Origin of the sequence: Pseudoalteromonas rubra, assembly GCF_005887115.1 — a bacterium.
Lineage (GTDB): Bacteria > Pseudomonadota > Gammaproteobacteria > Enterobacterales > Alteromonadaceae > Pseudoalteromonas > Pseudoalteromonas rubra_F.
On record NZ_PNCJ01000005.1, the window covers coordinates 713,576 to 727,836 of the forward strand.

General features: G+C 47.8%; 5 protein-coding genes. 2 read left to right on the forward strand and 3 right to left on the reverse strand.

Annotated features, from left to right (window positions below):
- Positions 1-166 precede the first annotated feature (166 nt).
- Complete coding sequence (locus CWB98_RS03720) at positions 167-2,182, reverse strand: tetratricopeptide repeat-containing sensor histidine kinase (RefSeq protein WP_138543608.1); 2,016 nt, start codon at positions 2,180-2,182, stop codon at positions 167-169.
- A gap of 236 nt (positions 2,183-2,418) precedes the next feature.
- Here CWB98_RS03720 and CWB98_RS03725 point away from each other — a divergent pair, with 236 nt between their 5' ends.
- Positions 2,419-3,180 carry a hypothetical protein gene (locus tag CWB98_RS03725; RefSeq protein WP_138543609.1) on the forward strand — a complete coding sequence of 254 codons (762 nt, stop codon included), beginning with the start codon at positions 2,419-2,421 and terminating at the stop codon, positions 3,178-3,180.
- Between the two features lie 154 nt (positions 3,181-3,334).
- Positions 3,335-4,078: a substrate-binding periplasmic protein gene (locus CWB98_RS03730; protein ID WP_138543610.1), complete on the forward strand. Its 744-nt coding sequence runs from the start codon at positions 3,335-3,337 to the stop codon at positions 4,076-4,078.
- On the opposite strand, the gene CWB98_RS03735 is transcribed toward CWB98_RS03730, so the two are convergent.
- Positions 4,071-5,012, reverse strand: a complete 942-nt coding sequence (locus CWB98_RS03735) for a class I SAM-dependent methyltransferase (RefSeq protein WP_138543611.1) — start codon at positions 5,010-5,012, stop codon at positions 4,071-4,073. The two genes, CWB98_RS03730 and CWB98_RS03735, sit on opposite strands and share 8 nt — an antisense overlap.
- A gap of 107 nt (positions 5,013-5,119) precedes the next feature.
- On the reverse strand, positions 5,120-14,261 hold a 9,142-nt coding region (locus tag CWB98_RS03740; RefSeq protein ID WP_138543612.1), incomplete at its 5' end, for an Ig-like domain-containing protein.

Genomic DNA, 14,261 nt, shown 5'->3' on the forward strand with positions numbered 1-14,261 from the left:
TTTACGCTTTTATTACGAATTCTTTTGACCACTTAAGTACATTAGTTCTCCCCTTAAGAGTCGTCACTTTAAAGAGAGTAATGCATGCTTGGATTGTGCTTTAGTCCGAACTGCTCTTGAGGCTTGGCTACTTCCCGGTCGGACTCAATATCGCCGCTTTTTGCAGTTATGGGAGGTTTTTGGGAAATTGTATTACGAACCTCGCACCATGCGCTTTGTGCTCATACTGTATGCTGCCTTTTAATACTTGCACAACAGAGTTATAGGCAATGTTCAGGCCTAAACCCAGCTTCCCTTGTCCCAGCTGGCTCGTATAAAAAGGATCAAACATTTGTTGCTGATCAACGTCACTGATCCCCACACCATTGTCTTCATACACTACTATCGCGTATTCACCCTCATCTTTTACTTCTATCGTGATTTTTCCAAAAGGCTGGTCAACAAACCCATGGGCACAGGAATTATTCACCAATTGAGATATCACTTTGAGCAAAGCTTCAGGATAAGACATAACCTGACAAGGCGCTCCATAAACATCCAATTTTATACTCTGATCAAGACTTTGCCCTATCAGAGCTCCCCGTTGCGTAAGATAATCAAGTACGTCAAAATGCATCACGTCGCTGGTATCCAAAGACGCAGCAACCATTTTAAAACGAGCGATCAGATCCGCTGCCCGGCTGGCGTTTTTTGCTGTCATTGAAAGCATCTCTGATGCGTCTTCGAGAAACCCCTGTAACTGCTTAGCACTGAGTTTTTGATCGCTGAGCAACGTACTTATGTCTTTGAGTTTATCTTCCAGACAGGATGCCGAGGTAACCACCAAACCGAGCGGTGTGTTTAATTGGTGTGCCATGCCGGAAACCAGTGTAGTCATAGCTGACATTTTCTCGGACTCCAGTAACTGCTTTTGGGTGGTTTTAAGATTATCCAGCGTTTCTGTTAACGCATGGTTTTTTGCTCGGATCCTACGCATAAAATACAGGCTCAGACAAACTATAATAGACGCTGAAACCAGCACTAAGATAAGCTGGTTTCGAGCCGCTTGAGTATTAAGTTGGTACAGAGTATTTTCTTGCGTTAACTTAGCAATATCCCGCTCTTTCATCGCAAGGTTCATTTGAGCTGCATAAAATGCCACGCCAGTTTCGGCCTGACGTTGTAAGAAGTCGAATTTACTTTGCATGTATAAATCAGATGCGTTCAGGGCATTTTTCCAATCTTGCATTTGGTTATAGTAATCAACCAATAGTTGATGGGCTTCTACTTTTTCTTGAAACCTGTCATATTGACTGCTTAATGAAATCGCTTCATGGATCAACGGTTCGAGCTCGCGGTTGCCTTGCTGTTGCAGTTTGAGCCTGATCAGCTCTATCTGGGGTGCTATGCTGTCCGCCACAGCGTTACTCTGCTTTCGCAGTGCCACCGCGGATACCAAATGCTGTTCTGCCAACTCAGAGTTGCCAAGCGCTAAGTAAGTTTTGCCTAAATTGTGGTGAGACCAGGAGCTATGATAGGTCAGCTCATTTTCCTCCCTCAAACTCAGGCTATCCTTATGAAATAGCAATGCTTTTTGATAATCCTTCAAACCAAAGTAGACTTCGCCAAGATTATTTAATCCAACCCCCATCTGTTGAGGTAACGCCCTCTCCTTGGCATCCTCGTAAAACCGCTCGAAATAAACCTTGGCATCCTCGTATCGGCCCAGTTTTAAATAGACATTACCTATATTATTTTCGGTTTGGCGCAGAAATAGTTCAGTGTCCATCAAGCCTGCTATTCGGTAGCTTTCGAGATAATTCTCTAATGCTCTCTCGTACATACTCATCCGAGTTAATGCACCGGCTGTTAGACTGTAGTAGCTAAATAATATCGTTGGGTCAGAGATTTCTTTACTCATCCTTTTGCAACCAGACAATGTTACAATGGCAGCTTCGATATCATCCGTCTGGATCTGAAACCAAGCTTTGCCATATAGAAGTCGAATTTTCTGTCTTGTCGATAATTTATCGCCATGCTTGATAAGCATGTCGTCAGTCAAACTTATTGCCTTTAGTGGTGACTTAATAGAAGTAGTACGGATTTGCGCCCTGAGCTGCTCAAACTCTGCTTCAGTATAAGGTGTTGCCAGCACAATACCGGATACCAAAACCAACATCCACATTGCGCTACGAAAAGACATAAAGCCACAACCCTCAAAACCTGTTTAACATTCAAAGCATAGCAGTAAAACTGACTAAAGCACCGCAAGTAGCTCAGCAAAATATCTCTGTCTAACTGGGTATTGATTGTTTTAAAAGCCAGATTGATTGTTTTAAAAGCCAGATTGTTTGTTTTAAAATGTAAAATCCCATTTTTCCCGTGCGGATTCGTGATTAGAATGGGGCTATCAATGATATAGACCTGTAAGGGACAACAATGAATACTGTAAGACTCGCCGTACTGGCGTCGGCTTGCTCAGCATTGCTGGCATGTTCAACCGAAACCACTGACTCCGAAAATGTAAAAACGGAGGCAATCTGGTCAAAAATCTACGTGACAACGCAGGGGGAAACGTCTCGTGTCATTGCTGAATTAAATATTGATGGCCCGAATGGCAATAACATTAGGCTTACGTCAAGTGACAAGCTGGTCGCAAAAGCCGCAAATACAAGTCAGGTTATGGTCGAGGACGAAGAACTGTTTGACGTAGATTACCGCGCCATCTTTGATGTTACGGCAGGTGGTACCAAGTTCACTGTAGACTTTACCAGAGCCTCGGAAAACAAAACTCTGACGTCAACCATGCTATTACCACAGCCGTTTAACATTGTCACACCGCAAAAAAACCAGTCTTTTTCGGCTACTGATACAGTGACGTTGTCATGGACACCGGGTACAGAAAACGATACTGAACTCGAGAGTAAATTATCTATTGAGTGTAAGAAAAATGATGGCGACGCCACCTTTATTTACGTTAGCAATGATCAGCTTTCAGACGACGGTAGCCTAACCATCGACCTGGATGCCATTGAAGAATTAAAGGATGCCTCAATCAATACTCGCCAGGAATGCAGTGCCGATTTTTATCTTGCTCGCTCTCGCAGAGGCAACGTTGATCCTAGCTATGCCAGTGGTAGTTCAGCGAAAGCGGTGCAGGAGCGCTACTCTGATAAGTTTGAGATCCGCTTAAGAGACTAATTTCATCACCTCTGATACGAAGCAAGGACACACATACCACCCGCAAACTAAGTGTGCTTCGCTCAAGTTTCACCTAAGTGGTCTGAGGTGCTGAACTGGATTTTTATTCAGAAACACGGCACACTGCTGGTTTTAAGATGTATACAGTGTGCCTATGCGTTTTGCGTTCTTGTTTGTCCTTTTGTATATGTTTGTGCCATTTTTCGGTCACACTGCTAGCGTCAGATTCGTTGCAGAAGACCTGCCTCCCTATCACTTTCTCGATGCAAACGAAAAGCCCACAGGTGCTCTTGTAGAGATTGCAAAACAGCTACTGACTGAGACAGGGTTGGACGGCAGCATAGAAATAATGCCTATGGCACGCGCGCTTCACGAGATGAGAGCAAATAATAACACGCTCATGCTCTCATGGCTTAAGACTCCGGAACGAGCCACGCAGTACCGCTTTTTGGGTGTTATGTGTCATGCTCAGGCCTATTTAATTGGCCTGAAGGAGCGAACATTTTCACTGCACGACTTAAACAGCGCCCGACAACATAGGGTTAGTACCATTCGTGGCTACTACAGTGAAAGGTTTTTGCGTGCCGCAGGATATTCAGAAGAGCATGAGTTAGTCTTGGTCTCTCATTATCAGACACTCTGGCAAATGCTGTTTAAGGGCCGTACTGACTTGGTTTTAACTAATGCACAAACCATCAACAAGGAGCTCAGCGCACTGGGATTACCAGCAGAGCAGGTAGAACGAAAATTAGCTGTTCCGGCTTTTCCTTCAGAGCTCCACCTTGCAACCCGGCTAGATTTCGACCAGCAACAAGCCGAGCTGTTAAAGTCAGCTCTGGCTAAGCTCAAAGATTCGGGAAAATATCAACAGATCCTATCTCATTGGCTGCTTAACTAGCGCCGTGTGTATTGAACACCAGACATTTTAGACTACTTTCGTCATCAATATCTGGAAATTCAGGCGGGTTTGGCAACCTGGATTCAAATTGCATTTGCGGAGCTTCTCTTGCCATTTCATCTATCAGAAACTGAGCACTCACTTCAGGAGAGTTGACGCAAGCAAGTACAACGCCCCGTGGAGTCAGCAATTCTCCCAAACGCCTCAAAATACGTTGATAGTCCTTAGTCAATGCAAAACTTCCCTTCTGAAAACTGGGTGGGTCAATCACGATCATATCATAGGGCCCTAGCTTTTTAACTTTACCCCAGGACTTAAACAACTCATGACCCAGAAAAGAAACCTTGTTTAAGTCATGACTATTCAGCTGATGATTTACTTTACCCTGCTTTAATGCCGCTTTTGACATATCGAGATTTACAACATGCTCAGCGCCGCCGGCTATGGCTGCTACAGAAAAGCCACAAGTATAAGAAAACAAATTCAGGATCCGTTTACCTGCTGCGTGTTGGCGCACCCACTGGCGGCCTAAGCGCATATCCAGAAACAACCCCATATTTTGCTTGGTGCCCAAAGACAAACCAAATTTCAGGCCATTCTCGTTAACAACGGGCATTGCTTGCAACTCACCATAGACGATATCTACAGGTGCACCGCTCGCATAACGGTGCTGCAATAATATTGCTTGTGTTTTATGGCTCCACTCGGGGTTTTTCATCAAGTCACATAGACCTGCTTTTAGGGCCTCCACCCATTGCAGGTCGTGCGCTTTAAACAAAGAAACCTGAAGCTGTCCCTGAAGCCAGTCGACGGTAAGGTGTTCAAGCCCCGGATAACATCGACCCCGACCATGGAACAGGCGTTGAATTTCATTGGGTAATTGGGGTTGTTGAGCAAGGTGGTTAAATAGAGTTGATAGTGGCGTAGCAGTCATTTAGTTTGGGTGCTTTTCAATATTGGCCCCTATTGTACTTAGGTTTTTCAGTCAGATGCAAATAACCAGGGGGCAGTTTAGCCCCCCTGGTTACAGTGAACAAGAAATCAGAACCTCAGGCTAAGCCCGGCTGAAATCTCACTAATCGCATTTTCACTTAGGTTGTAGTAGCTGTAACTGATGTTAACTGCCGTATTATCAAAGACATCATAGCCTAGTGTAATACCACCATAAGCACTGGTCCCTTCTTTTTCGTACTGGCGCAAATGCTTGCTATTACGGGTACTGTCTATCTGGTATTTCCAATCAAATGCCCCTAAAAACAGCTCCGCGCTAAAGCGTTCATGACGCAATAACTCATAGCCTGTTTGTAGCGCAAACCCTTCTGGAAGTACCGGCGTTGCGCGCGCAACTAGCTCATGAACGGTATCAGGCGTCAGTGACTGGCCGCTAAGCGACAAACGCCCCTGACCCAGGTCTATGAAACGGACGCCAACCTGCCACTTTGGCATTAGCTCGTAAAAAGCCCCAGCTGACCAAGACTCACTACTATCATCTACCGCACCAACGGTTAATCCACCAACAGATGACGGAGCCTGATAATCTGCCTCAGCCTGGCCGACTGTCGCCTGCACACGCCACTGCTCTGCTAATGCAGGGTTTGCCAATAAACAGCTGGTAGTTAACAGCGTATATGCAGGTAACTTACTGTTACGACGGCGCAAAATTAATGCCGACATCATGATCACTAATAGTCCTCCTAAACCACCCGAAGATGAATTCTCCACACTCACAGTCTGATAAGCTGATACTGTTATTTTCACTATGCCCTGGCTGACAGCCCCATTACTGTCTCTGACCTGGTAAACAATCACATCCTCACCGGAGAAGCCAACTTTGGGCACATAGGTGAGTGTGCCATCGATGTTCACTGTTGCCTGACCATGCGTCGCGACAGCGCTTATCAGGAATAGTGCATCCCCTTCCGCATCAGTGTCGTTGGCAAGTACATCAAGTACCAACGTCGTCTGGTCGTTTGTCGAAGCAAGATCCAGTGTTGTTTTAGGCGCACTATTTACAGTCAGATTGACAATCGCCTGGCTGTTTGAGGTTCCGCCTTGTCCATCTGAAATACTATATTCAATGGTAGCTACACCGACGAAAGTTGCAGGTGGCATATAAACCAGCTTATTGTCTTCAATACGCACCGTACCAAAGTCAACCGTCGCCCCGGTGATCATCAATGGGTTACCATCTGCATCAGTATCATTTTCCAGTACATCTATTACTATCTGTTGTCCCGATGCAACGGTCACCTCATCTGCAACAGCCACAGGCAAGGTATTATCAGTTCTGGGAACAGCTATACCACCTGGGTCAACGACACTGCGGTTGGCAATGCCATCGTCGTCGTTAGCACCACCATCAACAATTTGCAATTGCACACACCAATCACCTTCTGTGATGCCATCGGTCCACTCATTACTACCTGGAGGAGGACAATATCCAGGTTCACCTTTGGCAGACAATATTGCATTGCCGTCGGCCACCACAAAGTCAACCCAACCACCGTTTTTAAATTTACGATACACCGCGTTTGCAGGAATAGGTCTGCGCTGCGGGATAACTATGGTGTAGGTGTCTCCTGCCTGTGGTAACCCGGTTGCAATAAAGTCGAACAGGCCACCGATATTTACCGCATTTTCATCGCCTGGCAGTTCACTTTCGAGCAGCTGAACACCACCTGTTGAGTTTTGCGCCACGGTTGCACCTTTACGTATACAAACACCTGGCTCGCCTTCAACTAGGAACTGATTAGACTCAGCAGCTTGTTCCTGCATCACGTTACACTCAGTGATGGCATCCTGGAAGTCAGGTATGCCATCGCCATCCGAGTCGACGTAACCTTCTTCATCATCTGGAATTAAGTCACCATCGGTATCCACTTGAGTTAGCGCCTGTAGTTCAGCAACCACCTCAAGATAAATATCTCTTCTGGAAGAAAGGCTAGGCTGGGCGTCATCTGTTGCGGTCACCGTCAACTGATAAATACCCTCTGCTAACTCTGAGGTACTGAATACAAACGTATTTTCCTCTGCGCTCTGATCGGTCAGTGCATTATCAACAGCATTCCAAGCCAGCGTCACGTTATCCTGCGGATTCGCATCTCTGGCAGTAGCTGTCACCGTGACCAGCTCATCATTAATCGTCAGCAATGAACGTACTTCACCAGCCTGCTCCACTTTGACGGAGACGGTAGGTGCGACGTTTTCTTCAACAATGGTTACCGTCGTGGACGATTTGGCTCCTCGGTTCAACGAATCGGCCAATGTGATGACGATATTTTCGTTGCCCTCTATGACCCCATCACCAAAGATATTGAAACTGATTTGAGCTGAGGTGCCAGACTCAATCACCACCTGACCATCTACCAAATCATGGTCTGCTGCGTCGGCAGTTCCCGAAACAGTATAAGGAATGGTCACCGGATAATTTGGCGCTGGGCCATTCAGGAACACATTGACCGTGTGACTTTGCTCTTCCGCTACTTCACTGTTTTTCTCAAGCGAAACAAGCGGGTTCACAAATACATTTTGCGTCGCGATAGATTGTTGTCCCTGGCTGTCTGTTGCCTGCCAATACACAAAGTGCGTGCCTGGAGCAAACAAAGTAGAGCCATCCACCAAGGACACTGCCAATGTGTTGCCATTGCCATCTACTGCGGTTGCTGTGCCTAGAGGCACTTTAGTAAATAGTCCTGTTGCATTGATAGTCACATCTTCAGGTACAGTAATCACTGGCAAAGCTGTCACCGGAGCTGAATTGATCCTGACCTGAGCCGTTGCCTTACTGCGCGCCTTCTGGCTGTCCTCTATCAGGTAGTTGATGACAATCAAGCCTTGGGTATCCGCCTGAGCCACATAGGATAGCGCCCCATCAACGATAGACACGCTACCTACAGAGGCTTTAGCGCCGACAATTTTCAGCACATCTCCCGCATCGGCATCGGTATCATTCGCCAGTACATCAAGTGTGTAAGTATTGTTGGCCTGTGGTTCAAACACAAAGCTGTCATTCACTGCCAGTGGCAAATCATTGACCGCATTTATAGTGATCTTCACTTCGCCAGCTGTCGAATTCAGACTGCCATCATTAGCAATATAACTGAAGCTGTCCAGGCCATTAAAGTTGCCAAACGGCGTATAGGTGAAAGTATTACCCTGTAGTACAAGTAAACCATTTACCGGCTGACGCTCAATGGATACCGTAACGGTATCGCCATCTTCGTCCGTTGTATCTGCTACAAAGCTGGTTGTGCCATCCTCGTTAACCACCACGTCCATATTGTTTGCAACCGGCTGGTTGTTAACAAACTGAACCTCAATATCAAATGCACTCAGAGAGGTCTGTGTTACACCATCACTCACACTAATCACGATATCGCTGTATACACCCTCGTCATCTCTGCCCGGCGTACCCGATAGTGTACCAGTTGCAGTATCAAACTGCGCCCAGACAGGCTGATTGGTAATGGCAAACGTCAGAGTGTCTCCATCAGTATCAGAAGCTTGTGGAGTAAAGCTATATGCTGTGTTGTGTACCACAGAGGTATCAGGCGTACCAGTAATCACAGGCGCATCATTAACAGCATTAACCGTTAGAGACACAGTGGCTGTATTTGAGTCAAGCGCACCGTCATTTGCCATAAAGCTGAAACTATCTGAGCCATTAAAGTCAGCATTCGGCGTATACAACCAGGTTGTATCAGACTGTTGCTGTAGTGAGCCCGACGATACCCCTGACACTATGCTGTATGTGAGTACATCCGCATCCGGATCAGTGCCACTGAGCGTAACTAGTAGCGTATCATCTTCGTTGAGTGATAATACCTGCCCTTCGACAACTGGCGCATCGTTTATCGGTGTGACACTCAGTGTTACAGTAGCCTCATTTGATACCGCGCCAGCCTGATCTTTCACCGTATAGGTGAAGCTGTCATTACCAAAGTAGTTTGTATTGGCGGTATAAACAATGGTGCCCTGTGCTGTCACTGTTGTTTGACCATTCTGAGCTGCACTCACAACGGTGACACTGCTCAGGTCGAAGCTGTCTCCTTCATCCACATCAAAGTCATTGCCCAGCACGTTAACTTCAAACGACCCTTCTTCTTGCAGTTCAACACTATTGTCGACCGCTACCGGGGCGTCATTCACAGGGGTTAAAGTGACGGTGACTGTCGCCGGTAACGAAGCAAGCCCTTCGCTGTCTGTTAATGTATAGGTAAAGCTGAAAGAGCCTGTTTCGTCTTGCTTAGGCGCAATCTCCAAGGTGCCATCAGCCAAGATAGTAACGTCAGCTTTGGCATAGCTACCGGCACCATTGCCTTGATCTTCCAGCGTGACATTCGCACCATTAAAGCCCTGATCTTCTACATCCGAATCGTTGGCAAGAATGTCGAGAACAACTGTAACATCTTCATCTGTGGTTACTGAATCGTCACCGACCACCGGGCGGTCATTGATAGCGCCAATATTGACAGTAATGTTGGCTGAAGCCGAGGCCAGCCCGTCACTGTCAGTAATGGTGTAGGTAAAGGTCTCTTCCCCAACCTCATTGGTGTTTGGTGTATAGACTAAAGTACCTGCTTCCTGATCCAGCGTGACCAAACCAAGACTTGGTGTACTGGTCAGTGTGAGCTCCCCAGTTGGGACACCATCTTCAATGTCGGTCGCTGCTGCGCGTACAGCCAATGCCGCTGACGGGGTATCTTCGTCAGTGCTGATGGTTAAGTTTGCTGCAACCGGTGCATCATTTACAGGCGTGATCGTCACAACAACCGTTGCCTGCTCAGAGGTATTAAGCGCAGTATCAGCAACCGTGTAAGTGAAGCTATCCTGGCCATTCTCGTTGCTGGCTGGCGTGTAAGTTGCTATGCCATTAACAATGGACACAGCCCCTTTAGTGGGTGCAGTAACAACAACAGCGGAAGCTGCGTTCATATTCCCCTCTGGGTCACTGTCATTGTCCAGCAGGGCTATTTGTACCGCTGTATCTTCATTTGTCGTTGCACTGTCATCAACCGCTGTCGGCGCATCCTCTACCGGGTTAATTGTTAACGACACAGTATGTGTTGCGGAGACTGCATTTTGCGCATCCGTGACCTGGAAGGTAAAACTGTCGCTGGTACTTTCCGAACCATCATGTTGATAATTAAAGCTGCCATCAGCATTTAAGGTCAGCACACCATGTTGAGGCTGTGACAGCGCACTCACAGACAGGCTGTCGCCGCTATCTAAATCATCGTCATTGGCGTTGCTGAGTAAGCCCAACGTGGTTGTGACGGTCAACAGCTGTCCTTCATCAAGACCAAAGCTATAGTCTTGAGCCGTCGGCGCATCATTCGTATTAATAACCTCAATATCAAAGGCACTGAGTGACTGCTGTGCACTGCCGTCTGAAACCGTAATCACGATTTGCGTGTCGGTACCCACATCTGCGTCGCTCGGTGTGCCCGAAAGCGTACCCGTTGAGGTATTAAAGCTTGCCCAGCTGGGTAGATTACTGACAGAGAAGACCAGCACATCACCTGCATCCACATCTGATACAGTCGGTGTAAAGCTATAGCTGGCGTCTTCATTCACACTGGTCGCCGGTGTGCCACTGATTTCTGGTGCATCATTGATATTAACAACCGTGAGCGAGAACGCCGTCAGGGAAGTCGATGTCGTGCCGTCACTCACCGAGATCACAATGTCGCTTGTAGTACCCACATCGCTGTTGCTCGGTGTGCCTGACAGGGTGCCCGTTTGCGCATCAAAGCTTGCCCATGTTGGCTGATTCGCAATACTGAAGGTTAAGCTGTCTCCGTCAATATCCGATGCAACCGGCGTAAAGCTGTACGCCGCGTCTTCATTTACAGATGTTTCAGGTGTACCGGAAATAACAGGTGCATCATTGACATTCACAACCGTAATTGCAAATGCATCCAGACTCGCCGTTTGCGTACCATCAGTAACACTGACCACTATCCCCTGGTAAGTTCCTACGTCACTGTTAGCAGGAGTGCCCGTTATCGCGCCCGTTGAGGTAGAGAAACTTGCCCAGGATGGCAGGTTAGTGACACTAAAGGTTAAGGTGTCGTTACTATCAACATCTGACGCAGTGGGAACAAAGCTATATCCAGTGTCTTCATTCACGCTGGTCGCAGGCGTGCCAGATATGACGGGGGCATCATTGGTATTGGTAACGGTTAACGAGAAGGCAGCCAATGAGACTGTTTCTGTACCATCACTGACGCTTATCACGATATCCGAGAATGTACCTACATTATCATTCGTAGGGGTACCCGAAAGCGTGCCCGTTTGCGTATCAAAGCTTGCCCAGTCAGGTTGATTCGCAATGCTAAAGGTCAAGCTATCGCCCGCATCCACATCACTGGCTGTCGGTGTAAAGCTGTATGCAGCGTCCTCACTAACACTGGTCGCTGGTGTGCCTGATATTGTAGGCGCATCGTTGGTATTCACCACTGTGATATCAAATGCCGTCAGACTCACAGTTTCAGTGCCGTCTGTTGCACTGATCACAATCCCCTGATATGCGCCAACATCATCATTATCTGGCGTACCAGTCAATGCACCGGTGGCGGTATCAAAGCTAGCCCACGACGGTAAATTCTGAACGCTAAAGGTCAGCGTATCAGCATCCGCATCCGTTGCGGTTGGGGTGAAGCTGTAGGCGCTGTCTTCGTTAACCTCAGTTGCAGGTGTACCAGACAGTACTGGTGCATCATTCACCGCGGTCACCGTCATTGTCACTGTCGCTTCATTCGACACTGCGCCGGCGGCATCTGCTACCGTGTAGGTGAAGGTATCTTCACCGGAGAAGTTAGTGTTAGGTGTATAAATAATTGCACCAGCAGTCGTGACTTGGGTCTGACCACTGCTGGGGGCCTGAACCACAGTAACGCTGGATACATCAAAGCTATCGTTTTCGTCTACATCGGTGTCATTACCCAATACATTGACTTCAAACGAGCCCTCTTCCATGAGTTGTGCAACATTATCGGCAGCAACAGGCGCATCATTGACTGGCGTCAGCGTCACTGTCACTGTGGCTGCATCTGAGCTAAGACCTTCGCTGTCGGTCAACGTGTAAGTAAAGCTAAAGGTACCAGTCTCGTCTTGTTTAGGTGCTATCTGCAATGTGCCGTCTGTCTGTATGCTCACATCTGCTTTGGCATAACTACCTGCACCGCTCCCCTGATCTTCCAGAGTAACATTAGCGCCATTGAACCCTTGGTCTTCAACATCCGAGTCGTTGGCAAGTATGTCAAGCATCACGCTAACATCTTCATTGGTGGTCACGCTGTCATCAGCAACAACTGGACGGTCGTTCACGGCACCTATATTCACCGTAACTGAGCCTGACTCAGAGGTACTTCCTTCGCTGTCAGTAATTGTATAAGTAAAGGTATCCGTGCCCGTCTCGTTTGCATTTGGCGTGTACACCAAAGTACCGGCTTCCTGATCTATGGCTACACTGCCTTTTGAAGGTTGCGTGGCAAGGGCAATATCACCCGAAGGCGTACCATCCTCAACATCACTGGCGCCGGCACGTACGGCTATTGCGTTGCTGGCATTGTCTTCGTCTATTGAGACAGTGAAGTTTTGAACTGTAGGTTGGTCGTTAACAGCCGTGATAGTCACTGTCACAGTTGCTTCAGCGGATGTATTAAGTGCCGCATCTTTAACCGTATAAGTGAAGGTATCCTGGCCCGTTTCATTGGCATTTGGTGTATAAGTTACAACACCATTCACAATGGTTACAGACCCTTTGCCAGGTTGTCTTGCAATAGCAGCTGAAGCCTCGACCAAATCATTTTCCGGATCGCTGTCATTAGTAAGCAAATCGAAAATAACCGCGGTATCTTCATTTGTGGTTGCTGAGTCGTCTACAACAGTTGGCGCATCCGCAACCGGTGTGATAGTTAGTGTAACCGTTTGGGTTGCAGACGTTGCATTGTTACTGTCGGTGACTTGGTAAGTAAAGCTATCGCTGTGGTTTTCACTGCCATCATGCTGATAGCTAAAGCTGCCATCTGTGTTCAGCGTCAACTGGCCGTATTGTGGCTGGCTTACGGCACTCGCCGTTAAGGTGTCTCCGCTATCCGTATCATCATCCGTAGCAGTGCTTAACAAACCATTAGCCGCAGTGACTGTCAGTGTTGCTTCTTCGTCTAACGTGAAGGTAAAGGCCTGCCCAACCGGTGCATCATTGGTATTTATCACCTCAATACTGAATGCTGTCAGCGTTGCCTGATCAGTGCCATCGGACACTGAAATTTGAATATTTGCATGTGTGCCAACATCACTATCCGTGGGCGTACCGGTAAGGGCGCCCGTCGTTGTATTGAACTCTGCCCAGTCTGGCTTATTCACAATGCTATAAGTGTGTGTATCTCCATCATCCGAGTCTGTCAGTGTCGGAGTAAAGCTATATGCCTCATCTTCGTTTACAGTGGTAGCAGGCGTACCCGATAGCACCGGAGCAACATTATATTGCTTAGTCACTGTAGCAGTGACACCTTCAGCGGCATTGCCCGCTTCATCAGATACCGTCACGGTCAGTGTCAAAGTTCCCTCATCCAGGGTACTCACATCAACGCCTGTCAACTGCTGGCTGCTTCCAGTGATTGTTGTAGCACTATTACTTGTTACAGTATTGGTGCCATCGCTGACTTGATAGGTAAATGTGCCAGACCCTTCCAAGCCCGATAAGGTAAAGCTAAGTGCCGACTCATTGTCTCGGTTGATCAGTGTTTGGTCGATAGCGACGGATTGGCCTGATGGCGTAACATTATCAAGTGTAATGCTTTGCGTTGCTGCACTAGATGTGTTGCCTGCCGTATCCGCTTGCGTCGCCGACACGGTGAGCGTGCCATTGTTCAGGCCGCTGACATCCAGCTCACTGCCACTCAGCGTCCAGTTGCCTGAACTGTCGGCGGTCACTGTCCGGCTCACAGAGCTGTTGTTGTCCGTGATGGTCACGGTCACACTATTGCCTGCTTCCGCGCCCGAACCTGCGATCAGCACATCGTTATCTTCCGCCGCACTGACGAGTCCATCGGTTTCAATCGGCGTGGTGATAGTCAGCGCCGAAGGCGCCGCGTTATCGAGCGTAATGGTTTGAGTCGCTGCGGTGGAGGTATTGCCCGCCGTATCCGCTTGCGTCGCCGACACCGTCAGCGTG